Here is a 25,189-nt window from a genome sequence, read left to right on the forward strand (position 1 = left end):
CCCACGGGCGATTGGTTTGCGCGGACGGCAGTCAACCGTCCTGCAGACATTCTAAACCATTATACCGCTACGCTGGAAAAAATAAAACCTCGCCCAAGCCCCAACTCCCGCGTCCGGCACCGCATAAACGGGGGACTATTTCCCTCTTTACGCGAACTAAATCTGGCAGAATCTACATAATGACTTCAATTTCCGTCCCGACGAACCGTTAAATATAGAGACACGATGAAACGCCGCCAACCTTGCCGCGCGGTTTGCTCATCCCTTCATTAAATAGAAGCTCGGCGAACGAATCGCTTTCCCTCTATTAATAAAGGAAAATTTCTGTCTCTGGAGGTTATGAATCAGCATGCGCATGAACAAACCCGCCGCCCCTGCCAAATTCCGCCCATGGCTCACTTTCCTGTTAGCCATCGTCTTGACGTTTTCTTCCTTTGCAGGACTGGCTTACGCGGACGATGTCGTCACCGGCATTTCCTTCGACAACGCTCCTTCCCCGGCCCGGATCTATATCGATGACGATACGCTGCAGGTCGACGTAGTCGCGTCGATATCCGGATCATCCTCTCAGAAAAACGTCACGTTGGACGCGGCTTGGGCCACCTCGAATTCTTCGATCGTTAAAGTCACGAGCGGACAATTGACCGCCATAGCCAAAGGAAGCGCGACGATTAGCGCCACCTATAAAGGCTTCAAGATCTCCCTGCCTGTCACCGTTGATTATTTATATGACAGCGTGACGATCAAGAATGACGGCGCCGCCGTAGATTCCGCGATTAACGTCAAACTCGGCGACGAGCTCGACTACGACCTCGTGGCCGTCAAAAGCGGCGCAGCCGACCAGAACGTCACCGATGACGCAACCTGGACAAGCTCCAATGCCGACGTCGCGACCGTCGAAGACGGCGAGATCAAACTGCTGGCAGCCGGCGTCACGACCATCACCGCCAAATTCAAAGGCAGGACGGACACCGTGAAATTGACCGTTGCCTCGCCTTACAAATCGCTCTCGCTCTCGAACAACGATTTGATGGAGTTCGTCTATGGCGATCCGACGAAGGCATTGACGGCCACGTCGCTCTCCACCGAAAGCGTCAGCAGCGACGTCACGGGCAAAGCGACATGGACGACGAGCAGCGCGACCGTCGCCACGGTCGACAAAGGCGTCGTAACGCCCGTCGGCGTAGGCACGGCCACGATTACCGCCGAGTACCTCGGCGTGAGCAGCAGCGTGACCGTCGTCGTACGACCGGCCTTCGAAGCGATGCGTCTCACCCCGAAGGAAGATCAGCACATCATGCTGAAAGAAAGCCCGGTGCCATTTACCGCCGTCGTACTGAACGGCAATGACGCGCCGCTTGACGTCACGGCCAAAGCGACATGGACATCCAGTAACGTGTTCGCGGCCACCGTCAGCAAAGAAGGGCTCGTGAGTCCCAAAGGAATCGGGGCCACCGTTATTAAAGCGTCGTACATGGGCGTCACCCAGCAAGTAAACGTAACGGTGTATCCGACCGTCGCCAGTTTGACGGCGGCTAAAGACACGATGGACGCGTACGTGGACGACGATAACGTAACGCTGCCGAAAGTTTCCGCTACGACGATCGCCGACGAAACGGTGGATGTATCGAGCGTCGTCAGCTGGACCAGCAGCGACAAAGAACTTTTCGATAAAGTAGACGGCAAGTGGAAAGCGAAGAAGGTCGGCAAAGTCACCTTGACGGGTGCCATCCAGTCCAAGTCTGTCACGGTTACCGTAAACGTGCACGAACAACCGCTGATGCTGAGCTCCGACCAAGAGAACTTGTCCGTCGTCATCGGCAAGGACACGAAGCTCCCGACCATTACGATGACGTACGACAGCGGCAACGAGGAAGACGTCACGTCGTTGGTGACATGGAAGAGCTCTTCGACCAACCTGATCGTGAAGGCGCCGAACGTCAAAGGCATCAAAGCTTCGGCCGTCACGCTGACCGCTACGTACCTCGGCAAATCCACGTCGATCCGCGTCACGATCGAAGAGGAAATCACGAAGCTGCTCGTCGATAATCTCGCTCCCGTCTTCAGCCCGGCGCGCACCTATACGCTCAAGGTAACCGGCGTCTACAAGAGCGGCAAAACCGTCTCCCTCGCCTCCAAAATGAACTGGACGATGGATTCGGAAGAACTCGCAACGATCAAAGGCAGCTCCGTCAAGACAATTAAAGAAGGTACCTTCAAGCTGACCGGCACGTACCAAGGCAAGTCCGTCGTCATCTCCGTCTCGGTCATCGGCAAGCTGAAGAAAATGACGCCATCCAGCAAATCATTGACGATGGCGCCCGCAGCGAAGGAAACCGTCAAAGTGACCGGCGAATACGAAGGCGGCCGTGTCGGAGACGTCACGAAGGCAGCTATATGGACAACCGGCAATAACAAAGTGGCAACCGTCGAAGACGGCGTCATTACCGCCGTCGCGAAGGGCTCGACTTATGTGCGCGCGAAGGTAGAAGGCAAGACGATCAGCATTCACGTATCCGTAAAATAAACCGCTTGTCCTTATTCAGGCCCGCATCTCGTCGCTAGACGACAATGCGGGCCTTTTCGCGCTCCCGGAGCGCTTGTGACCAGCCCAGCCCAACAGCACCCAGAGCACAAAAAAGCCTGCTTAGCTGGGCTAAGCAGGCTTTTATCGGAATGCTGCATGCAAAGCTCCCGCTTTGAACGCAAACCAATCCTTTATCGGAATGCTGCATGCAAAGCTCCCGCTTTGAACGCAAACCAATCCGATTTAATCAGCAAAGATGAGATCATACATATGCTTCCATGTCTCGATTTTGAGGATGTCGCCGCCCGGCTGTTTGCCGACCACCGCGTAGCCGATGTACATGCCGCCCAGGATGGCCAGGACGCACAGAATGGGCACGATGCTTTTGAGCAGCGTCCATCTCAGCACGCGGACAGCCGGATGGCGTTTCTTGCGCACGTTAGTCTTTTCATTCGCCGCACTCGACTCCCGCGTCGGGCGTTTCCCGGTTCCGCGGGCCGCATCCCCGGCAGTCGAAGCGCCGAGCAGGTTGCTGCGTTCCGCGGACGTTACGCCCTCGAGACCTGCGGCTGTTTCTTTCTTTGAATCCATAGGCATTCACTCATTTCCTATGCGCGCAAATTGTTCGCGAGCCCCATCATCGTATCGCTCGATGTCAATGCTCTTCCGCTAAGCTGGTAAGCCCGCTGCACGCTAATCAAATCCGTCATCTCGTCGGCCAAGACGACGTTGGATTGCTCGAGATAACCTTGTTTAATGGCGATTTTGGACTCCGCGCTGGCCGTCACGTCATGCATCACGTCACCGACTTGAACGCTGTCGGCTACCGTAAACAAATTGTCCGACACCTGCGTCAGCAGCCCCGGCTTGTCTACCTGAACCAGCTTGAGCTGACCAAGCTGCAATATGTCTCCCGCGGGCGTCGTGCCGATCACATTGCCGGAAGCATCGATGCGAACATTCGATTGCACTTCCGCCGGAATTTCGATCGGGCCGCCGTTGACGGAGGCTACCGGGTAGCCCTCTTTGGTGGTAAGAATATTAATGCCCATATTGGTAAAGGTGGTCTGGAACGATCCGCCCCGCGTATAGCCCGTATGCCCCGCGTCGTCCACGGTGACCTGGAACAAGGCATTGCCTTCGATGGCCACGTCGTATGGCTGGTCCGTCTCTTTCAGCGGCCCTTGGGCCATATCCGGCTGCACCATCGTAAGACGGGAACCCCAGCCTTGATTGAACCCCATCGGCGTAAGCCGGCCGGGCTGTTTGAACGCATCGGGCTGCTGCTTCAGCGTCGTCAGAAGGTCTTCGAACGTACCGACCTTCCGTTTGTAACCGACCGTATCCACGTTCGCGATATTGTCGGCCAACATGTCGAGCTTCTGCTGCAGTCCGCTCATGGACGCCATCGCACTGATCATTGAGCCGTTCATTCCTGTAGCCTCCCCTGCCTTGCGTTCCTATACGCCGAAGTTAGATGCGTCCGATTTCATTGACCGCTTTATCCATGCTTTTATCGTAAAATTGAATGATTTTCTGGTTCGCTTCGTACGCTCTTGCCGCCGACATGAGATCGACCATCGACTGCGCGGCATCGACATTGGACCGTTCGATGTAGCCTTGGCGCACCTCGACGCGATCGGTCGCGTTGACGGCGCGCACGCCCGTCTCGCCGTCCGCAAGCTTGAACTTGCCGTCGCCTTCGCGGATCAGCTGGTTCGGGTTCTCCACCCGCGAGATGAGCAGCTGCCCCGCGCTCGCGCCCGTCAGCGGATTCACCAGCCGGTTATCGGCCGTGATTGCCAGGTCGTTGATGGTCATGCCCGCCGGAAGCCGAAACGGATTGCCGTCCGCCGCGAGAACGCGGGATCCGTCCGGAAGCGTCAGGAAACCCTGCTCGTCCAGTTTAAACTGGCCGTCGCGGGTATAGCGGGTCTCGCCGTCCTTGTTCTGCACCGTGAAGAACGCTTGCGGCTGGAACACCAGCTCCCCGTCCGCCGTTACCGATTTGCCGGACGAATCGAAATTAATGCCGGGCACGCTAATATCCGAAGAAATCGCAAAATCGCTGAATTGATTGGTCTGCATCAGATCGCCTTGCAGGTTGATCTGCAAGCTCTCCTCCGCGAAGACGCCCGTGCTCAGCTTGCCGAGCGATTTGCCGTTGTCGACGTCGGCGCTTCCCGTCAACCGCAGGAGCATGTCCGGGAAAGAATGGGTAACCGCGTATTTCTGCTTATAGCCCGGCGTATTCATGTTGGCGATATTGTTGGTGATGGTATCATGTCTGTTCTGCTGCGAAATCATTCCCGCGGCAGCCGTATAAAGTCCTCTTAGCATGGAGATCCTCCCGGGCGCTTGTCTGATTATCCGAACGCTGAAACCTTACCGTATATATCGGATATATCCGCTCCGTCATGAATAGACAGGCATTGCGTCTAAAGACCTATTCTGCAGCCATGCACTTCGGCGCGCCCCCCTACGGCACCCTACCCGAACACCGGCTTGCCGCCTATTCCATCGTTTCTAGCGCTTCGAGATATCCCGGCGAGGCGCGCGGTCAAGATGGTCCAGCAGCAGGCCTGTCCCTTTGACGACGCAGTGCATCGGGTCTTCGGCAATCAAAACGGGGACCTTCAGCTCTTCCGCGAGCAAGGCATCGAGTCCGCCGAGCAGCGCGCCGCCGCCCGTCAGGATGACGCCGCGGTCGATGATGTCCGCGGACAACTCCGGAGGCGTCCGTTCAAGCACGGATTTGGCGGCCGAGACGATCCATGATACCGGCTCCCAGAGCGCTTCGCGCACTTCTTCCGAGTAAATCGTCACGGTCAGCGGCAATCCGGTTACCATGTCGCGTCCGCGAATGTCGATCTCGTCCCTGAAGCCGTTGTCATAGACGGTGCCGATCTTGATTTTGATATCCTCGCTCGTCCGTTCGCCGATCAAGAGCTTGTACTTGTTTTTGATATACTTCATGATTGCTTCGTCGAACTTGTCTCCCGCGACTTTGATCGAGGAGGCCGTAACGACGTCGCCCATGGACAGCACGGCCACGTCCGTCGTGCCGCCGCCGATGTCGACGACCATATTGCCGCTTGGCTGGTAGATGTCCATGCCGGCGCCGATGGCCGCCGCTTTCGGCTCTTCTTCCAGAAAGACGTCCTTCGCGCCGCTGCGCTCCGCGGCTTCCCGGATCGCCTTCTGTTCGACCGACGTAATGTTGGTCGGGGCGCAAATAAGAATGCGCGGGCGGCTGTACCAAGACCGGCCGCCCACGCGATCAATGAAAGCTTTAAGCATGATTTCCGTTATTTCGAAATCGGCGATGACGCCGTCGCGAAGCGGTCGGATGGCAATGATGTTTCCAGGGGTCCGTCCTACCATCCGATGCGCTTCCTCGCCGACGGCAAGCACGCGTTTGGTCTCGCTTTCGATCGCTACGACCGAAGGCTCATCCAAAACGACGCCTCTCCCCCTAACGTGAATGGACACATTTGCGGTTCCCAAATCAATCCCGATATCCTTGCTAAACATAAGTCTGAAGTCCTCCAGCGCAATTAATAGTCGAGTACAATCCTCATCCAGTATAGTATTCGCTGAATTGAACGAAAATCCTCTATTTTTGTAGAAAAAATCGCTTACGATTTTGCCGCGGCAAGGACTTCGCGCTTGCGTCCGGAGCTCTTCTTGTACTTGATTTTGGTTGCTTCTCCTCCCCTCAGGTGCCGGATCGATTTGTGATATTCCAGAATGTGCTTGACCTGATCCGCCAAATCGGGATTTATCTCCGGCAATCGCTCGGTCAAATCCTTGTGCACCGTGCTTTTGGAGACCCCAAATTCTTTCGCGATCGTACGAACCGTATGCTTCGTCTCGACGATGCAACGGCCGATTTTTATGGTCCGTTCTTTGATATAATCGTGCACGCTCCCGCCTCCCTACTCGAGATAGTTTGGTACATTATATGAGGGGTACGGGTATATATTCTTTGTGTCCAAGCGTGACAAGCCCAAGAACTGCAAATATTTTCAAAAGCGGCCCCGAAACGCAAAAAAGAAGGCAGGAAATCCCTGCCTTCGAAAGGTTTTGCGGCCCATTGCCGCCTTGCCGTTATTGCTGCGCGTTTGCGCTCGCGGTTTCGATCAGCGTCGAAGGGTCGATCGCTTTGCCGTCCTGGCGCACTTCGAAGTGCAGATGGACGCCGAGGTCTTTCTCCAGCTCGTCGCGGCCCGCTTTGGCGATGACGTCGCCTTGCTTCACGTCTTGACCGACCGTGACTTGCACGTCGCTGAGGCTGTTGTAGATCGTCACGAGGCCGCCGGCGTGTTTGATTTGAACCACGTTGCCGTTAACCGGATTTTTCTCGGCTACCGTTACAACCCCGCTGAGCGCCGCCGTAACGTCGAAAGCTTTATCTTCTTTGCCGAGGTCGATCCCCATGTTGGCGACGATCTCGTTGTTCGGGGCTTCGATCAAGGCAGCCTGACGGTCTTCATTGCTGGACTTGCTGCTGTAGAACGGTGCCAATACGTCGAGCTGGCTCTTGTCGGCCGGCCATTTCATCGTTTCGTCTTCCGACTTTTGGATCATGGCCTCGTCGTCCGAAGGCGTCGGCTCATCCAAAGTTTGCTCATCCGTTACCCCTTGTGCGTTATCTACGGTGGTGCTGGCCGGTTTGTCCGTTGTTTCCCCAGCTCCCCCATAGAGCCACATTAAGGTTACGATGATTGCTGCGGCGGCCAAAAATGCTGATGGTGCTGCCCATTTCTTTGCCATCAGCTTTCTCCACGCAGACGGTTTGACGGCTTTGCCTCCCATTGTGTTTTTGGGAGCCTCTTCATTGAACTTTGATTTGTTATCACTCATTGTTCGATCACCTCACTAGCCATTGTTGCCAGAACCTAGCAGTTTATACGTGAGGGATTTACATTTTTTGAGATTGTTAGATATAGCGATCGCCGCTAGTCTAGCACGCCGGATGCCGGCACGACCGAGGTTCCCGAATAAAAGTGCGCCAGGATTTGCCGCGCCGTTGCGCCTTCCTTCGCCATTCCGTTCGCGCCCCATTGGCTCATGCCTACTCCATGACCATACCCTTTCGTCGTGATCGTCATCGTATTGCCAGAGATAGACCACGTGAAATCCGAGGATGCGAGAGCCAATTTCTCGCGAATCTCTCTTCCGGTGAAAGTCTTCCCGCCAAGCTTGACCTCCTTCACGCGGTCGCCGGAGGTCATGCCCAGGATGCGCATGCCGCGGATCTCGCTCGTCTTCACGCCGAGCTTAGCCGCAGCCTCCTTCAGTCCGATCTCGACCGTCTGTTCATATTTGGGCGAAATCGCCTTGTCCCACGGGCTTGCCACGCTGCGCAAATAAGGCAGGTCAAGATTCCAATAATCCGAAGCATTCTCCGTATGGCCGTTGCTCGTGGAAAAAAACGACGCTTGAATCGGCTCGCCGCCGTACGTGACGATCAAGCCCTTCGTTTCCTCGACCGCCTCGTTCAGCTTCCGCAGGTTCGTTTCCTTCACGCTCCCGCTCCAGCGGTTCAACAACTCGCCGATCGACACGTACGCCTGGTTCATGACCGTATCGTCCACGTCGGCCTTCTGCTCCTTATCGGTCAGACCGCTCCTGTCGCCCGTCAGCAGCCGCCTGTAAATGTAGGTCCGCGCGGCGATTGCCTGCGCCTTCAGCGCCTCCAGCTCGAAATCGACCGGCATTTCGCCGGCCAGAACGCCCCGCACGTAAAGCTCGATCGGCATTTTCTCGATCTGCCGCTCCCGGGTTAAATAAACGGATACCCAAAGCCGGTCGTAAGCGCTGAGCACTTTGTACTGCTTGTCCGCGCTGTCAATGCCCGAAGAGGCCGGTATCTCGGTCTTGGGCGTCTTAGGCTTCGAGGCGGATGCAGCGGCCGGCGGCCGGCCTTCCGGCTCAAGCTCGGCCGGAGCCGATTCCGCAACCGTGCCGATCGAATCCCGGCCCTCGGATGACGTCGTCCTCGGCGCCATATAATGAACGATCGCTTTCACGAGAATCACGAGCAGCAGCCCCCATAGAAACCCAAGCCACCACCTCCTTGTCCAAAAACGACGGCGATAAGAGCGCCCTGCCTTCCATTTCGCTTGCTTCATGCTCTGCTCCTTTCGGTTCTGCGACTCTCTGTCTCTCGTTCTCCGCCTAGTTCATTCTATGAACCGAAAAGATAGGATAGTACCCGAACCGGCCGCAAAGCGTCGGAAGCAAACGCAAAAAACCCTATTTCCGCCTTTTCCCGAGAAAGGGACGAAAATAGGGTTTTTTGAAGGAGAATGACTATTAGGCCCAGGTCGGCTGAGCTTTGATGCGAGGCAGTTCCTTTTCCCGTTTGGCAGGTTCCTGCGTCCTGGCCGCAACGATGGCCGGTTCCGTCTCTTCGAGAGCCGGGGCAACGCCTTCGAGCACTTTGGCGTATGCTCTCGATTCAGCCGGCATCTCTTCGTCGCGGAAGATATCCGCGCCAAGCGCCGCCAATTTGCCCGTAATGTTGACATAGCCGCGGTCCACGTGGTGAATGCCGGCAATCTCGCTCTCGCCGTCGGCGCAGAGCGCCGCGCATACGAGCGCCGCGCCCGCGCGCAGGTCGGTTGCCGTTACTTTGGCGCCCGTCAGCTGCGTGCCGCCGGATACGATCGCCGTACGTCCGTCCACTTTAATGTGCGCGTTCATCTTCTGGAACTCCTCGACGTGCATGAAACGATTCTCGAATACCGTTTCCGTGACGATGCTTGTGCCTTCGGACACCATCAGCAGCGCCATCATTTGAGATTGCATGTCCGTGGGGAAGCCCGGATAAGGAAGCGTCTTGACGTCGACCGATTTCAGCCTTTTCGACGCCGTCACGCGAATGCCGCCGTCCGTCTCCGTCACGCCGACGCCCATTTCTTGCAGCTTGGAAATCACCGGCGCCAAGTGATCGCTAATTGCGCCCTCGATGTGGACGTCGCCGCCGGTCATGGCAGCCGCAATCATATAAGTACCCGCTTCTACGCGGTCAGGAATAACGGTATGTGCAACGCCGCTAAGCGATTCCACGCCTTCGATGCGGATAATGCCCGTGCCCGCGCCGCGGACGATTGCGCCCATGGCGTTCAGGTAATTGGCCAAATCCACGATCTCCGGCTCTTTCGCCGCGTTCTCGATCGTCGTCGTTCCGTCCGCCAGCGCGGCCGCCATCATAATGTTCTCCGTTGCGCCGACGCTGGCGACATCCAGATAGATCTTCGCGCCCTTCAGCTTGCCGTCCGTACGGGCCTCGATGAAGCCTTGGCCAAGCACGATCTCGGCGCCCATGGCTTCGAAGCCTTTCAAGTGCTGGTCGATCGGACGCGTTCCGATGGCGCAGCCGCCCGGAAGCGAAATTCTCGCGCACCCGAGACGGGCAAGCAAAGGACCCATGACGAGAAAAGAAGCGCGCATCTTGCGCACCCATTCGTACGGCGCTTCGAACGATACGAGATGCTCGGCGGATATGCGCATGGTCTCATTATCATATGTCAGCTTTCCGCCCAAGGCGGTCAGCACTTGTTGAATCGTCATCACATCATCGAGATTAGGTACGTCGTGGATGACGCTTTCGCCATCCTTTGCGAGTAACGTGGCAGCGAGTATCGGTAATACGGCGTTCTTGGCGCCGCTCACGCGGACAGTTCCGGATAGTCGCTTGCCGCCGCGGACGATTATTTTGCTCATCTTAAGGTTTCCCTCCGCGTGCAGTAGATTCTTTTACCTATTTGAGGAAATATCTGGTACTACGATACGCACTCAAAGTACATCTTAACATCCGCTTACAGGAATCGACAAGCGTTATTTTCTCCCTGTCGAAAAGCGGTATTTTATACCATTCGCAAGCGATTTCGTCTTTCGTACCGTCATCTATTACCCATTGTTAACATGTTTCGAGCTTGTTATTCGACAATTCCTCTGAGCAGGCTCGACCAGTTCCAGTAAGCAAGGACGAAGGAAGCGAAACCGTGTCCCAGGACGATCGACAGGACAATTTGCAGCGCGCGGGTCTGAGGTCCCCGGGGACGCTTGACGATCGTGTCCCATTTCAGCTCCTGGATCACGATCCAGGCCAGCGCGATGCTCAACAATTCAATGACGATCGACAATAACGCGTGCATGCCGGCCGTTGAAGCGACTTGATCCATCATTCCACTGACTCCCTATTCTAAATTCCGGCGCTCAAGGCGCGCAGCAGCACGGACGAGAACTCGGCCCGCGTCGCGGAACGCTCCGGCTCGAACCGGTTGCCCGGGTAACCGCCCATGAGTCCCATTTGCTTAACGGTCCGGATGGCCGGCGCAGACCAGCGCGCTGCCGGCACGTCGTCGAACGCCGATGCGCTTGCGCGCCCGCTCTCGGCATTCAGCGCGCGCAGCAGGATCACGGCCATTTCCTCGCGGGAAATCGGCCGTCCGGGTCCGAATATGCCGCCGGGGTAGCCTCCGATCCAGCCGGCGCGCGCCGCGCCGACGATCGGCGAATACGCCCAGTGGCTGCCGCCGACATCTCGGAAGCTCGCGCCGTTCCCGCCGCCCCCCGCTGGTTTGAACGCCCGCACGAGCATGGACACCGCTTCCGCGCGCGTAATGCTTTGGTCCGGGCCGAACCGGTAATTCCCGCTGCCGCCGACGATGCCCTTCTTGTTCAAGGCGACGATCGACGATTCGGCCCAATGGCCGTCGATATCCCGGAATCCGGCGACGAGCGTCTCGGTCTTCACGCGGAGTCCGTAATACTGTTTATCGAACGCGGCGCTTGCCGAAAGCTTGACGTAATACAGTCCCGCTTCCAGCCGCGCCTCTTTGGTCATGGACGCGGCGCCCGGCGCCGACTTGAGCACGTACAGCGACTTTTGGCGTTTGTCGAACAGCTCCGCCCTCATCGCGATGCCGGCCGGGATGCCGCTGACCTGCAGCGTCACCATCTGGGCGGCGGTCAACCGCAGCTGGTACCAATCCACGTCGCCCGGCCCGCCGATGACGCCGGAGTAACCCGCGCCGGGCGATATGCCGGTCGCTTCGTAAGTCCTGTCATTCGGTTCGTTGGGATCCGTATGTCGCGTAATGAACAGCATATTCAGCTTATATTGCGATGCCGTCGGACTGGCCTGCGCAGACGCCGCGTTATGCACCCGGATGTAATACGTGCCCGGCGCAACGTCGATCGGCGGGGACGATTCCCCTTCGCCTTCGCCGTTCTCGTCCTCTTCCATCAGCGCGCCGCCCTGCCGCTGATATGCGAGCCCGGGGTCCATGCGCGCGGAGTCCGCCGTCACGGACAGCTTCAGCATGCCGCCCGTGTCGAAGTGGATCGCGAACCAATCCTGATCCCCCGTCTGATGGAAATTGCCGACGATCTGCTGGGATACGGGCTGCAGCGTAAACGCCTGGTATTGCTTGTCGTTCGTTTCGTAGGCATCCGGCTCGTTCTCGAAGGACGAGGTCAATAGGTAAGCCAGCTGCTGCTTGCCCGTTCTGCCGAAGAAACGCATCTCGAAATCGTTCCGCCCTTTTTTTACGTGCCATTCCACCGTTTGGTTGCCGAGTTTGATATCCCGCGTCGCGCTTGCGGACGCATCGCCGCCGTGCGTCAGCTGCAGCGTCGGGACGCTCTCGCCGGCGGCGGGCAGGCTCTGGACCTGGATCGCGACCGTGCCGTCGTACGGCGCTTCGATACGATACCAATCCGAATCCGCTGCCCCCGCCAGCTCCGCGGCGATCTTCGTGCCGAGCGGAAACAGCTTCGCCCGCTGCCGGTCGTTATTCGGCTCGTAGCCGTCCGCCTGCAGCGCGGCGGTGACGGCCTTATCGATCCGCAGAAGCCCGTAACCGCTGGCGTTATCGAATCCCGGGTTGCCGATGTCCTTTGCCGATTGGCGCAGCAAGGCGCGTACTTGATACGGCTTATAGCCGGGATGCACGGCCCAGACGAGCGCCGCCGCCGCGGCTGCCTGCGGCGCGGCCATCGATGTGCCCTCTTCCTGCTTATAGCCTCCGCCAAGCGCCGTCGTATATACGCTCCAAGGCGCGGCGAGGTCAATCTCGGGCCCCGCGTTGGACCTCGTCTCCGGCGCGCCGTCCGCTGTCGCCCCGGCTACCGCCATTACCGTCGGGTAGGCGGCGGGGTATTTGACCTTGGCTTTGGCGCCGAGCAGCTCGCCGTCGTTGCCGCTGGCCGCCACCAGCAGCGCCCCCTTGGATTCCGCATAGGCGGCGATGTCCTTCAGGTAAGGCGAATAGCGGTAGAGGCCGACCGAAAGCACCAGGATGCGCGCGCCGTGATCGACGGCGTACGTGATGGCTTCGCCGAGGCGTTCCTCGTCGCCGTAGCCGTCGGCGTCCAGCGCCTTGACGGGCATGATCTTGGCATGCCATAGGATGCCCGCGATGCCCTGCTTGTTGTTGCCTTCTCCCGCGATGACGCCCGCCACCGCCGTGCCGTGGCCGTTGTCGTCTTCCGGCGGCTTGCCCGGCGAGACGAGGTTCGTGCCCGGGACCAAATTATCCTTGAGGTCCGGGTGATCCAAGTCGACGCCGGTATCGATGAGCGCGATCGTCAAATCCGTTTGATCGTGCGCCGTGGTCCATGCCTCCGCGGCGCCGATCTGCGTTAAGAATTGCTGCTTCGGCAATTCCGGGTCGTTCGCCGCCGGTTCGGCCGCCAGCATGTGCACGCGGCCGACCGGCTCGGCGTAGGCGAGCTCCGGCGTGCGTTGCAGCCGGAGGAGCCACTGGGCCGTGTCCGCCCCGGGGTCCGCGGGGCGGACGACGTCCACCGCCGCCTCCGGCAGGGCGAGGCGGCGCAGCACGCGCGTGCCGGGCAGCGGCTTCGCCTGCGCGGGATCGCGCCATTTAATGAGCCAGTCCCGCGGCTGCGGCTCATCCGGGCCGCCGTCGGCGGCTGGGGCGGCAGACCCATCGGGGCCGCCGACCGCCGCCGCAGGCGGCAGGGCCGCGGGAGCGGCCCCTGCGGCGAGCGAAGCCGCCTCCGCAGGAGCGCCCGCGAGCAGCAGCGCCGCGAGCGCAGCGCGCAGCGCCAGGCGCGCGAAGCGCGCCGCGAACGCCTGGCGATGCCGGCGCTCGACCGCCGTCCCGGCGCCGATCTTGCCGGCGACGGGCACGACGGAATAGTCCCCGCGAAGCACGGAGCCCGGCTTTGACGATATGGAACTGGATCGCGCTTTCCCATTACGGTTGATCATCATACTCAGCCTTTAACCTGCAATTTGGTATCTGAAACTGTTCGCTTCCCGCCCCCCGATATCCTTTTGACAAATTATAGAAATCCGATGATTCAGGTCTATCGTCCCGGCTTTCCATCGCGTTCATCGATATGTATGCGTCTTTGTGCATGCTTACGTTTGAATTTTGTATGAACATTTCCGACGCCGATCAAAAAACCCCCGGCCCCGATTGCGCAATCGGGATGCCGGAGGTTCGGGAAGCGCATGGCGAGAGTCCAACCTACGCCGCTTCGGGCATTACGGAACGAGCTGCACGAACAAATCGTTCATGATCGTGAAATGGCTGTTGACCCAATCGAGCACCGGACCCGGCACGATGCCGAGCGCGACCGTCGCGATCGCGCACAGCCAGATGACGATGCCGCTCGTCGCCGGAACCCGGACATCCGCGTCGTTCGTCGAACGCATGAACATTTGGCGGATCAGTCCGAAGTAGAAATAATACGAGATGACGCTGCTCGCGACCATGACGGCGGCGATCCAATAGTCTTTGGATTGCATCGCGCCCAGCAGGATGAACAGCTTTCCGAAGAATCCGCCCGTAACCGGCAGGCCGGCAAGGGAAAGCAGGAACACGACCATCGCGACCGCCGTCCATGGCGCCCGGTGGTACAAGCCCGCGAAGCTCCCGACGTCGTCGGCGCCCTCCGACTTGCCGATCACGCCGACGACGGCCAGCGCGCCGATCGTCATCAGCAGGTACGCGGCCAGGTAGAAGACGAACTCGCCGAACCCCGATGCGTGCATGCCCTTGATGGACAAGCCCACGGGTACGAGCATGTACCCGGCATTCGCCACGCCCGACAACGCCATGAGACGTTTGACGTTGAACTGCCTCAAAGCCATCGTCGAGCCGATGAGCATCGCCGCGGCGGCGAGGATCAGCAGGACGAGGAACACGTCGCTCGTCACCGGCTTGCCCGGCGAGGAAGCGAAGAAGGCGGTATTGTAGACAATCCGCAAAATAACCGCGAACGCGGCGCCTTTGGACACGACCGCCAGGAACGCGGTAATCGGCGTCGGCGCCCCTTGGTATACGTCGGCCGCCCAATAATGGAACGGCGCCGCCGCGATTTTGATGCCGAGACCCGCGATGAGAAAGAAGAAGGCCACGTACAGAATGGCGGGAAAATCGATGCCGTGCTCCTTGATGCCTTGTGCGATCGCGCCCAGGTTCGTCGCGCCCGTGATTCCGTACAGGTAGGACATGCCGAACAGGATGAGCGCCGACGAGATGCCGCCCGTCACCACGTATTTGAATGCCGCCTCGGTCGATTGCACGGCATGCTTGCGGATGCCGACGAGCACGTAAGTCGTGATGCTGAGCAGCTCCAGTCCGATATACAACGTGATCATATCGCCGGAAGACGCCATGATCATCGCGCCGCAAACGGCAGGCAGCAGCAAATAATAATATTCGCCCCGGTCCGATATATCGGATCGCTTCACCGTGCCCAGACTCATCAAGACGATGAGCGCCGCGGCAACGAGGAAGACGATCTTGAGCAGGCTCGAGAAATAATCGATCCGGTAGCTGTCCGCCATGATCCGGATAATGCCGTTAACCGGCTGCCCGGCCGCGTCCGTCTGTCCCGCCGAGTTCGCGAGCTCCGTCAACCGCCAGATGACAAACCCGAGCGACGTAAGCAGCCCGGTAAGCGTCAGCCAACCCGTCAAGGCGCGCCGCGGCAGGAACAGGTCGAGCACGGCCAGGCCGATCATGAACGCGATCAGTATCCATTCCGGGGCGAGATAGGCCGCATCGCTCCAAGAGAGGGATTGCAGCTGCTGTGTTGCGTCCATTTCCCCTACCTCCCCGCCTTGTCAGATAGCTGCCGGAGCAGCGAGTCGAAGCCATGCTGCATCGGCTGCGTCAATACGGCCGGGTAAATGCCGATCAGCACGATGAACGCGAGCAGCGCGATCATCGGCACCGCCTCCACGAGGCGAACGTCGCGAATCGCGGCGAACCGTTCCGGCAGCGCGCCGAAGGTGATGCCGAGCACGCTCCGCAGCACGTACACCGCAGTCAGGATGACGCCAAGGACGGCGATCGCCGTAATGACCCGCATGGAGTCGAACAAGCCCAGCAGCGACAGGAATTCGCCGACGAAGCCGGACAATCCCGGCAGCCCGAGCGACGCCATGCCGGCCGCGAGCAGGATGCCGCTCAGGAACGGCATGCTTCTGGCCAGCCCGCCCAGGTCCTTCAGCTCCGTGGAGCCGGTACGCTCGTAGATGCTTCCGACGAGCAGGAATAACAGCGCGGAGATGAGACCGTGCGAGACGAGCTGGATGACGGCGCCGTGCAATCCGATTTCGTTCAGCGACGCGATCCCGAGCAGCACGATGCCCATATGGCTGATGGACGAATAGGCGAGCACGAGCTTGAATTCCTTCTGCACGAGCGCGAGCACCGCCCCGTACAGGATATTGACGACCCCGAGTATCGCGAGCACCGTCGCCCAATCCTTGGTCTGCGCCGGGAACATGAAGACCCCGAAACGAAGCAGGCCGTAGGCGCCCATCTTGAGCAGCACGCCCGAGTGGATCATGACGACGGAAGGCGGGGCCTCCGCGTGAACCTTCAGCATCCAGGTATGGAACGGAAAGATCGGCAGCTTGATGCCGAACGCGATCAGCAGCAGCAGGAAGATGACCCAATGCATGCGTTCGGACAAGTACAGGGGGTTATCCGTCCCCTGCGTTTGCTCCGGCGACAGGTTCACGTACGCGTTCGGGTCGGCCAGATTCGCGCCGATGACGTCGTAGCTGCCGCTGTAGGAGAGGTGGGTCTGCTGCTGTTCCGGCAGCTGTTCGGCCCGAAAACCGGCGGTCGCGACGAGAAACACGAAGGCCAACAGCATGATCGCCGACCCGATGCCGTTGTAGATCAAGAATTTGTTCGCCGCCTGCTCCCGGTTCATATAGCCCCAGATGCCGATCAGGAAGAACATCGGGATCAGCGTCATTTCGAAGAAGACGAAGAAGAGGAACACGTCGCGCGCCAGGAAGACGCCGATCATGCCGACCTCCAGCAGCAGGAACCAGATATAGAAGGCCTTCCACCGTTTCTTGATGTGCACGGACGCCAGCGCGGCCATGACGCCGACGATGGTCGTCAGCAGGAGCAGCGGCATCGACAAGCCGTCCACGCCCAGATGGTATTGCATCTCGAGCGTATAGGAACTGACTTCGCCGACCGCTTCTTTGTTGAGCGAGGTCGAAATCCAGGTCGCTTGTTCTTCGTACTGCTTGCCGCCCTTGACCCCGTCGTAATCGGCGTACAGCCAGAACGAAAGCAACAACGGCAGGATCGTCGCCGTGATGGCCGTCACTTTCAGCCATCGGCTGCGGTGCTTCGGCAGAAAGAGCAGCACGAGCAGACCGAGCAGCGGCGAGAACGTAATCAGGGAAAGTATCGGAAGATCCGCAGGCATTACCAGAACCTCCTTAAGGCGACGGCCGCGATAAGAATGACGAGCCCGAACGCGGTGATCAGTCCATACGTTTGAAGCTGGCCGTTCTGCATCCGCGTGCCGCCCCTGCCAAGCAGGACCGCCGCGCCGCCCGCCGCGCGCACCAGGCCGTCCACGACGTAATCGTCAATGGCATTGAGCAGCCCGCCGAGCGCCCGAAGCGGCCGGACGATCAGCCATTCGTACAGCTCGTCGACGTAATATTTGCGCTCCAGCAGTCTAACCAGCCAAGGCGCCCGGGCCGAGACGATGTCGCGCGGGATCATGCCCTTGACGAAGACGAGCCATCCCAAGTACAACCCGAGCAGGCCGATCGCCGCGGAAATGACCATGACGAGCCCGCCGCCGCCGTTCTCCCGCTCCGCGCCGTCCGTCAGCCAGTTGCCGAGCGTGTCGTTCCACGGCGTCTGTACGAAACCCGCGATAACGGCAAGCACGGCCAGCACGATCAACGGAATCGTCATGGACGAAGGCGACTCGTGCGCATGGACATGCTGCTCTCCCTTGGGCTTGCCCATGAAGACGAGGAAGAACAGCCGCGACATGTAGAATGCGGTGAAGAACGCCGCGACGACGCCTACAACGAATAGTCCGGGCTTCTCGTGGTAGGCGATATTCAAGATCATGTCCTTGGACCAGAACCCCGAGAACGGCGGAATGCCGGACAACGCCAGCGCGCCGATGCCGAACGTCCAGGCGGTGATCTTCATCTTGGAGCCGAGTCCGCCCATCTCTTGAATGTTCTGCGTATGTACGGCGTGGATGACGCTTCCCGCCCCAAGGAAGAGCAGCGCCTTGAAGAATGCATGCGTGAAGAGATGGAAGATCCCGCCCGTCATCGAGTTCAGCCCGAGCGCCATCATCATGTACCCCAGTTGGCTGACCGTCGAGAAAGCGAGGATGCGCTTGATGTCGTTCTGCGCCACGCCGATGGTGGCCGCGAAGATCGCGGTGAAACCGCCGATGTAGGCCACGATGTCCATTGCCGTCTGCGAGGCCTGAAAGATATCGAACGTCCGCGCGACCAGGAACACGCCCGCGGCGACCATCGTCGCGGCATGGATGAGCGCGCTGATCGGCGTCGGGCCTTCCATCGCGTCCGGCAGCCACACGTGCAGCGGGAATTGACCGGATTTGCCGACCGCGCCGACGAAGATGAGAATGGCGATCCAAGTCGTCACGCCTGCCGCGATGACGCCGGAGCCGCCGTCGAACGCATTGCCGATCCGCACGAAATCGAGCGCATGGTCCGGCATGTACCAATAGAGCAGCAGAATGCCCAGCAGCAGGCCCGCGTCGCCGATCCGCGTCACGATGAACGCCTTCTTGGCGGCCGCCTTCGCTTCCGGCTTGCTGAACCAGAAGCCGACGAGCAGGAACGAACAGACGCCGACGAGCTCCCAGAAAATATACAGCGTCAGCATGTTGTCGGACAGCACGAGTCCCAGCATGGAGAACGTGAACAGCGCGACGTAGCCGTAGAAGACGGAAATCCGTTCGTCGCCCTTCATGTAGCCGGCCGAGTACACATTGACCAGAAAGCTGACCGTGGTAACCACGACGAGCATCAGCGCCGTCAAGTTCGTCACTTCGAAGCCGGCCTTGAATACGACGGTGCCCGTATCGATCCATTTGAAGGCGTATTGATAATACTTGGTGCCGTCCGTCATATGCTCGATCAGCACGAGCAGGGAGAGCACGAGACCCGCGAGCGAGCTGATCGAACCGAGCGCGACGCCGATCGTTCGCGAGGAGCGGCCGAAAGCCAGCAGCAGCAGGAACGCGACGAACGGAAAGACGGGGATCAGCCAGGCGATCTGCGAAAAAGTCGTGTCCATGCGCGCTACCTCCTCATCTCGTCGTAATCGTCCACGTTGACGGTTCCGCGCGCCCGGTACAGCGCCATCAGCACGGCGATGCCCACGGCCGCTTCGGCCGCCGCGACGGCGATGCTGAAGAGCGTGAACATTTGGCCCGACAGCGAAGGCACGACGCCGTATTTGGAGAACGCGACCAGGTTCAGGTTGACGGCGTTCAGCATCAATTCGATGGATAATAGGACGATGACGGCATTCCGTTTCGTAAGGGCACCGTACAGCCCCAGACAGAACAGAATCGCCGCCATGGTTAAATAGGAAGACAACATCTAATCCGCCTCCTTCTTGGCGAGCACGATCGCGCCGATGAACGCGACCGTAAGCAGCACCGATACGAGCTCGAACGGAACCACGTAGCCGGTAAACAGCGCTTGGCCGATAGCCATCGTATTGTCGACCGTTTGATCCGCCGCCTGCGGAGGCGCCGGAAAATCGGATTGGCGGATCGCGTAGAACAAAATGCCGAACAGCGCAAGCGCGCCGATGGCCGTCAGCGTGTCATGCAGCGTGCGGGGCCGTTCCGTCTCGGCGTCCTGGTGCTTCGTCATCATGATGCCGAAGATCATCAGGATCGAGACGGCGCCGGCATAGATGAGCACCTGCACGAAAGCCAGAAACTCCGCATCGAGCAAGATGAACATGCCCGCGACGCCGATGAACACGGCGGCCAACGACACGACCATATGCACGACTTTCGTGAAGCTGACCATCAGTACCGCGCCGCTGATGATCATGACCGAGAAGACGAAGAAAGCGACGAACTCTCCGCTGAAATTGAAATTGAACATGCGTTACTTCGCTCCTCCCTTGGCTGCGGCGGGAGCGCCGATGTTGTTGTTGTCCTGACGGACGTTGCGGTTATTGTCGTCCAGCCACTGCATGTCTTTGAACAAGTCGTCGCGGCTGTAGGACGCCAGCTCGAAGTTGCCCGTCATGACGATGGCTTCCGTCGGACACACCTCCGTGCAGAGATCGCACAGGATGCAAAGTTCGAAATTGATGTCGTACGTATCGATGACCTTCCCCTTCTTCTCGGGGTCCGGGTTCGCCTTGCCCGTGAGCGTGATGCATTCCGTCGGGCAAATCCGCACGCATTGGTTGCAGACGATGCATTTGTCCGGCTCGAAATGCTGGATGCCGCGAAATCGGTCCGGCATGACGATGGGCACGTCGGGATAGGAGGTCGTGACTTTCTTCTTGGTCATGGATTGCAGCGTGACGCCAAGCCCTTTCAAGAGTCCTTTCATTGCTTCCCCCTCCTTCGAGTTTTGTGCGAAGCCTTTGCCGGGGCTCCCGGCAAGCAAGGCGAGAAGGCTGACGCCGTTCTTATAGCGGCGCTGCTCGTTTTCATTCCTGCGCAATGCAAACTTACTGGGATCCGTCGCTTCACTTCACGAACAGCTCCATGTAAACCGCGGTCAGAAACACGTTCAGGATCGCCACCGGCAGCAGGACCTTCCAACCGAGCCCCATGAGCTGGTCGATGCGGATCCGCGGCAGGGTCGCCCTGATCCAGAACAGGAAGAAGACGATCGACGAGAATTTAAGCAGGAACCAGATGATGCCCGGCACCCAATCGAGGAACGGGAACGGTGCATGCCAGCCGCCCAGGAAGAGCACCGTCGTCAGCGCCGCGATGGCGTAGACGTACACGTACTCCGTCAGCATGAAGAACGCGAACCGGAAGCCGCTGTATTCGACGTGATAACCGGCGACCAGCTCCGATTCCGCTTCCGGAAGGTCGAACGGCGTCCGGTTAAGCTCCGACACCGCCGCGATGATGAAGACGACGAACCCGATGATCTGCGGCAGAAAATTCCACTGCCAGAACCAATCGCCCTGCTGGTCCGCGATGGAGCGCAGGTTCAGCGAGCCCGATAGCATGACGACGCCGACGACGGAGATGACGAGCGGGACCTCGTAGCTGATCATTTGCGCGGCAGAGCGCATGCCCCCGAGAAGCGCGTACTTGTTATTGGACGACCAGCCGCCGAGAATGATCGCGATCGTCGAGATGCCGGACAACGCCACGTAATAGAGCAGCCCGACGTTGATATCGGCGAAATACAGCTTCTGCGTATACGGAATGACCGCCAGCACCGCGAACGCCGGCACGTACGCCAGCGCCGGGGCCAGAATGAACAGCGCCCGGTCCGCCTTGCGCGGGATGGTGTCTTCCTTGATCAACAGCTTCGTGATATCGGCGACCGACTGCAGCAGCCCCCACGGTCCGACCCGGTTCGGGCCGATCCGGAATTGCATCCAGCCGATGACCTTCCGTTCGAAGAAGATGGCGTACGTCACGAAGCCGAGCACGACCATGAGGAGAATGACGCCCCATAGGAAAAACAGGAGCGCATGGCCCCAGGTCAAGGTTTCGTCCAGCCAAGCTCCCATCAGCAGTCGACCTCCCCGACGACAATATCGATGCCGCCCAGAATCGTAATGAGATTCGTCATCGTCTCGCCGACGAGCAGCTTCGGCAGTATCTGCAGATTAACGAACGACGGACGGCGGAATTTCAGGCGGTACGGCTCCGCTTTGCCTTTGGATACGATATGGCACCCGATCTCGCCGCGCGGCGATTCGATGCCGACGTACAGCTCGCCCGCCGGCGGCCGGATGACGCGCGGCACCTTGCCCATCACGTCGCCGGGGCCGGGGAATTGCTCGACCGCCTGCTTCAGGATGCGCAGCGATTGGCGGACTTCCTCCAGCCGGATGTTGTACCGGTCGTAGCAGTCGCCGTTCCGGCCGAGCGGCACATCGAACTCGAACCGGTCGTACAGGCTGTATGGCTTGCTTTTGCGCAAGTCCCAATCCACGCCCGTCGACCGCAGGTTGGCGCCCGACAGACCGAAATTGATCGCCGTTTCCGCATCGTAGCGGCCGACGCCCCGGATCCGGGCAAGGAAGATTTCGTTGCCGCTGACAAGGTTGTGGTATTCGTCTAGCTTGCCTTCCATGTACGGAATGAAATCGCGCACCTGCTCGATCCAGCCCGGAGGCGCATCCCATTTGACGCCGCCGACGCGCATGTAATTGTACGTCAGCCTGGCGCCGCACAGCTCGTTGAACAGATTAATGATGATTTCCCGGTCGCGAAAGGCGAACAGGAACGGGCTCATCGCCCCGATGTCCAGCAGGTACGTCCCCCACCAGACGAGATGGCTCGCGACGCGCTGCAGCTCCATGACGATCAGCCGCATGAATTCCGCCCGCTCCGGCACCTCGAGCCCCATCATTTTCTCGACGGCGTGGCAGAGCACGTAGTTCGTCGTCATGGCGGATACGTAATCCATCCGGTCGGTATAAGGAATGATCTGCGTATAATTCAGGTCTTCCGCGAGCTTCTCCGTCCCCCGGTGCAGGTAACCCATGACCGGCGTCGCTTCCGTGATCACTTCGCCGTCGAGCTTGACGATGATGCGGAACACGCCATGCGTGCTGGGATGCTGCGGGCCGACGTTAAGCAGCAGTTCTTCGGTTCGAATCACGGCTCATCACACCTCCGGGTCCAGCGGTTCGTAATCTTTGCGAAGCGGATGTCCGACCCAACCGTCCGGCATCATGATGCGCCGCAGATCGGGATGGCCTGGAAAATCGACGCCGAGCAAATCGTAAATCTCGCGCTCGTTCCAGTTGGCCGTCTCCCAGACCGGCGCGACGGAGGGCACCGACGGCGCTTCGCGGTCCGTCTTCACCTTCACCGCGATTTCCTGCCCGGACTGCAGGGATACCAAATGGTACACCACTTCCAGATGCGTCTCGTAATCGACGCCGGATACGTTGCGGAGGTAATTCATCTGAAGCGCCTGGTGCGACTTCAGCAGCTCGGCTGCGGCAATCAGCCGTTCGCCGCGTATGATCAAGGTCGGCCGGTGGCCGTCCAGTTCGTTTATGTATGAGTCCTCGATCGCGTCCTCAGCCGCCTGCGCGCGGATCAATTCCACCGCCAGATCGAGCTGCGGCTGCATCGGGGAAGGCGGCTTCGGCTCGGCAGGGGCAGCGGCTTCGCCGTCCGCGGCCGCCTTCGCCGCGGCGCGGGCCGCTCGGGCTTCCGCGGCTGCCTTCAGCTTTGCTTCCTTCTCGGGGTCGGCCGCGGGTGCTTCGCCGCTTGCCTGCGCTTGGGCGGCGTCCGCCGATGCGGGAGCACCGCCCTCGGCCGCCGCTTTCGCCGCGGCGCGGGCCGCTCGGGCTTCCGCGGCCGCTTTCAATTTCGCTTCGCGCTCGGGGTCGACCGCGGGCGCTTCGCCGCTCTGCTGCGTCTGAGCGGCGTTCGCCGGCTGCGCGGGAACAGCGTCGCTCTGCTGCGCTTGGGCGGCGTCCGCCGATGCGGGAACACCGCCCTCGGCCGCCGCTTTCGCCGCGGCGCGGGCCGCGCGGGCTTCCGCGGCGGCTTTCAGCTTCGCTTCGCGCTCGGGGTCGACCGCGGGCGCTTCGCCGCTCTGCTGCGTCTGAGCGGCGTTCGCCGGCTGCGCGGGAACAACGTCCCTCTGCTGCGCTTCCGCGTCGGTTGGAGACGCCGTCTCCCCGGGGCCGGCTGCGGCCGGGGCATCAGTCGATGCCGCAGGCGTTCCTTGAGCGGCGGACTTGTCTTCCGCTGCAGGGGCGGCGCTTAAAGCGTTATCGTCAGCCGCTGCAGGCGCAGCCGGCGATGCGGAATCGCCGGCCGCAGCCGGAACCTTCGGTTCTTCGGCTGAAGCCGCGCTTGCCGGAGAAAAGGCCGCATCAGCCGACTTCGCGTCGCTTTCTGCCGTTTCGGACGGCATAGCCGGCTCCTGCGCCGGAACGACATCGCCTTCGGATTGCGCGGCTTCCGTTGCCGCGTCCGTATCCGGTCCGTTAGTCGCGGATGCTTCCGATTCCGGCTGACTGCTTTTCTCCGGATCCTTTTCCTTCTCGTCGCTCATCGGCTCGTCACCCGCTTCCCGGTCTTCGCTTCATAGCGAATCTTCTCCTGAAGCTTGTTGATGCCGTAGATCAGCGCGGCAGGATTCGGCGGACAACCCGGAATATACACGTCGACGGGCACGATTTGGTCGACGCCTTTCATGACGGAGTACGATTTGACGTACGGCCCGCCCGCCGTGGCGCAGGAGCCCATCGCGATCACCCATTTGGGTTCCGGCATCTGGTCGTACAGCCGGCGAAGCAACGGTCCCATCTTCTTCGTGACGGTCCCGGCGACGATCATCACGTCGGATTGCCGGGGCGACGTGCGGAACATGACCCCGAACCGGTCAAGGTCATAATGCGACGCGCCCGTGCCCATCATCTCGATGGCGCAGCAGGCCAGTCCGAACGTCAGCGGCCACAGCGAGTTGCTGCGCGCCCATGCCTTCAGCTGCTCCAGCGTGCCCATGAATACGTTGCGTTCCAGCTCTTGCCGCTCTTCCGGCGTAATCGACTCTAAATTGAATTCCATTTCAGCACCTTCTTCTTCCAGGCGTAGAGTAATCCGATCAGCAGAAGTCCCGTAAAGATCGCCATCTCGACAAGCACAAAAAGGCCGAGCTGCTTATACGCAACGGCCCACGGATATAGGAAAACGGTTTCGACATCAAAGATGACAAACATAAGCGCGAACAAATAGTAGCGCACGTTGAAGCGAACCTGCCCTTCCCCTACGGGCTCGTTCCCGCTTTCGTACGTGGTTTTCTTCTCGTCGTTCGGCTTGTTGGGCCGAAGAAGCCGGCCGACGGTCAGCGCGACCACGGGAAGCAGAATGCCGATAAGAATGAAGATCGCCACAATAACGTAATTGTTGATGTACTTCTCCACAACTTTCGCCTCCATGGTTAGGGATCTACAGGGCGCAAATACGTGCAGCGAACTTGGACAAAATTCCCTCACAATTATAACAAAACCTGCCACTTGCGTCTATGACGGAGTTGGATGCGCTTCCTTGGTCCAATCCTCAGTTATGCCCACTCCCGTCCTTCTTAAAAACCGCCGCCGTTTGAAATCTATATGCTCGTTCGCCCCGAAAAAGTTGTGACGATTTAGGCAA

At 59.7% G+C, this 25,189-nt stretch carries 22 protein-coding genes; 1 reads left to right on the forward strand and 21 read right to left on the reverse strand.

Translation table 11 applies throughout. The features are described from left to right. The first annotated feature begins 349 nt into the window (after positions 1–349). Positions 350–2,527 (forward strand): hypothetical protein, encoded by a 2,178-nt coding sequence (locus tag AC50YL_RS32285; protein WP_494837492.1) that lies wholly within the window; start codon positions 350–352, stop codon positions 2,525–2,527. Between the two features lie 243 nt (positions 2,528–2,770). On the opposite strand, the gene AC50YL_RS32290 is transcribed toward AC50YL_RS32285, so the two are convergent. From AC50YL_RS32290 to AC50YL_RS32390, 21 genes are all read right to left on the reverse strand, one after another. Next, on the reverse strand, positions 2,771–3,124 hold the full coding sequence (locus AC50YL_RS32290) for a DNA-directed RNA polymerase subunit beta (RefSeq protein WP_494837494.1): 354 nt from the start codon (positions 3,122–3,124) through the stop codon (positions 2,771–2,773). Positions 3,125–3,135: 11 nt separating this feature from the next. Beyond that, on the reverse strand, positions 3,136–3,960 hold the full coding sequence (locus AC50YL_RS32295; protein WP_494837496.1) for a flagellar hook-basal body protein: 825 nt from the start codon (positions 3,958–3,960) through the stop codon (positions 3,136–3,138). A gap of 40 nt (positions 3,961–4,000) precedes the next feature. Beyond that, positions 4,001–4,867 carry a flagellar hook-basal body protein gene (locus AC50YL_RS32300; protein ID WP_494837497.1) on the reverse strand — a complete coding sequence of 289 codons (867 nt, stop codon included), beginning with the start codon at positions 4,865–4,867 and terminating at the stop codon, positions 4,001–4,003. Between the two features lie 186 nt (positions 4,868–5,053). Further along, positions 5,054–6,061 carry a rod shape-determining protein MreB gene (gene mreB, locus AC50YL_RS32305; RefSeq protein WP_494837498.1) on the reverse strand — a complete coding sequence of 336 codons (1,008 nt, stop codon included), beginning with the start codon at positions 6,059–6,061 and terminating at the stop codon, positions 5,054–5,056. Between the two features lie 104 nt (positions 6,062–6,165). Then, positions 6,166–6,453, reverse strand: coding sequence for a sporulation transcriptional regulator SpoIIID (gene spoIIID, locus AC50YL_RS32310; protein ID WP_090575384.1), 288 nt, complete (start codon positions 6,451–6,453; stop codon positions 6,166–6,168). 184 nt (positions 6,454–6,637) lie between these two features. Beyond that, entirely contained in the window at positions 6,638–7,150 is a 513-nt protein-coding gene (locus AC50YL_RS32315) for a peptidoglycan DD-metalloendopeptidase family protein (RefSeq protein WP_494837499.1), read from the reverse strand. A gap of 338 nt (positions 7,151–7,488) precedes the next feature. After that, positions 7,489–8,664, reverse strand: a complete 1,176-nt coding sequence (spoIID, locus tag AC50YL_RS32320) for a stage II sporulation protein D (RefSeq protein ID WP_494837500.1) — start codon at positions 8,662–8,664, stop codon at positions 7,489–7,491. A 184-nt stretch (positions 8,665–8,848) separates the two neighbouring features. Then, complete coding sequence (murA, locus tag AC50YL_RS32325; RefSeq protein WP_494837501.1) at positions 8,849–10,261, reverse strand: UDP-N-acetylglucosamine 1-carboxyvinyltransferase; 1,413 nt, start codon at positions 10,259–10,261, stop codon at positions 8,849–8,851. Positions 10,262–10,476: 215 nt separating this feature from the next. Then, positions 10,477–10,725: a DUF1146 domain-containing protein gene (locus AC50YL_RS32330; protein ID WP_494837502.1), complete on the reverse strand. Its 249-nt coding sequence runs from the start codon at positions 10,723–10,725 to the stop codon at positions 10,477–10,479. A gap of 17 nt (positions 10,726–10,742) precedes the next feature. Beyond that, a complete protein-coding gene (locus tag AC50YL_RS32335) occupies positions 10,743–13,781 on the reverse strand; it encodes a S8 family peptidase (protein WP_494837503.1) in 3,039 nt (1,012 codons plus the stop codon). Between the two features lie 276 nt (positions 13,782–14,057). Further along, on the reverse strand, positions 14,058–15,623 hold the full coding sequence (locus AC50YL_RS32340) for an NADH-quinone oxidoreductase subunit N (RefSeq protein WP_494837504.1): 1,566 nt from the start codon (positions 15,621–15,623) through the stop codon (positions 14,058–14,060). Positions 15,624–15,628: 5 nt separating this feature from the next. Beyond that, positions 15,629–17,260 carry a complex I subunit 4 family protein gene (locus tag AC50YL_RS32345; RefSeq protein WP_494837505.1) on the reverse strand — a complete coding sequence of 544 codons (1,632 nt, stop codon included), beginning with the start codon at positions 17,258–17,260 and terminating at the stop codon, positions 15,629–15,631. Then, a complete protein-coding gene (nuoL, locus tag AC50YL_RS32350; protein WP_494837506.1) occupies positions 17,260–19,137 on the reverse strand; it encodes an NADH-quinone oxidoreductase subunit L in 1,878 nt (625 codons plus the stop codon). The genes AC50YL_RS32345 and nuoL overlap by 1 nt, the downstream gene beginning before the upstream one ends. A gap of 5 nt (positions 19,138–19,142) precedes the next feature. Further along, a complete protein-coding gene (nuoK, locus tag AC50YL_RS32355) occupies positions 19,143–19,445 on the reverse strand; it encodes an NADH-quinone oxidoreductase subunit NuoK (RefSeq protein WP_494837507.1) in 303 nt (100 codons plus the stop codon). After that, complete coding sequence (locus tag AC50YL_RS32360; RefSeq protein WP_494837509.1) at positions 19,446–19,964, reverse strand: NADH-quinone oxidoreductase subunit J; 519 nt, start codon at positions 19,962–19,964, stop codon at positions 19,446–19,448. Between the two features lie 3 nt (positions 19,965–19,967). Next, positions 19,968–20,423: an NADH-quinone oxidoreductase subunit NuoI gene (gene nuoI / locus AC50YL_RS32365; RefSeq protein ID WP_494837511.1), complete on the reverse strand. Its 456-nt coding sequence runs from the start codon at positions 20,421–20,423 to the stop codon at positions 19,968–19,970. 139 nt (positions 20,424–20,562) lie between these two features. Next, positions 20,563–21,573 carry an NADH-quinone oxidoreductase subunit NuoH gene (nuoH, locus tag AC50YL_RS32370; RefSeq protein ID WP_494837512.1) on the reverse strand — a complete coding sequence of 337 codons (1,011 nt, stop codon included), beginning with the start codon at positions 21,571–21,573 and terminating at the stop codon, positions 20,563–20,565. Next, complete coding sequence (locus tag AC50YL_RS32375) at positions 21,573–22,673, reverse strand: NADH-quinone oxidoreductase subunit D (RefSeq protein WP_161745778.1); 1,101 nt, start codon at positions 22,671–22,673, stop codon at positions 21,573–21,575. The genes nuoH and AC50YL_RS32375 overlap by 1 nt, the downstream gene beginning before the upstream one ends. Before the next feature lie 6 nt (positions 22,674–22,679). Continuing rightward, the gene (locus tag AC50YL_RS32380) at positions 22,680–24,089 is read right to left on the reverse strand and encodes an NADH-quinone oxidoreductase subunit C (protein ID WP_494837514.1); all 1,410 of its coding nucleotides are present in this window, start codon (positions 24,087–24,089) and stop codon (positions 22,680–22,682) included. Continuing rightward, on the reverse strand, positions 24,086–24,604 hold the full coding sequence (locus tag AC50YL_RS32385; RefSeq protein ID WP_494837516.1) for a NuoB/complex I 20 kDa subunit family protein: 519 nt from the start codon (positions 24,602–24,604) through the stop codon (positions 24,086–24,088). Before AC50YL_RS32385 ends, AC50YL_RS32380 begins: the two co-directional genes overlap by 4 nt. Beyond that, the gene (locus tag AC50YL_RS32390) at positions 24,589–24,975 is read right to left on the reverse strand and encodes an NADH-quinone oxidoreductase subunit A (protein ID WP_494837518.1); all 387 of its coding nucleotides are present in this window, start codon (positions 24,973–24,975) and stop codon (positions 24,589–24,591) included. The genes AC50YL_RS32385 and AC50YL_RS32390 overlap by 16 nt, the downstream gene beginning before the upstream one ends. Between the last annotated feature and the right edge of the window lie 214 nt (positions 24,976–25,189).

The organism is Paenibacillus sp. J22P277, assembly GCF_059383675.1.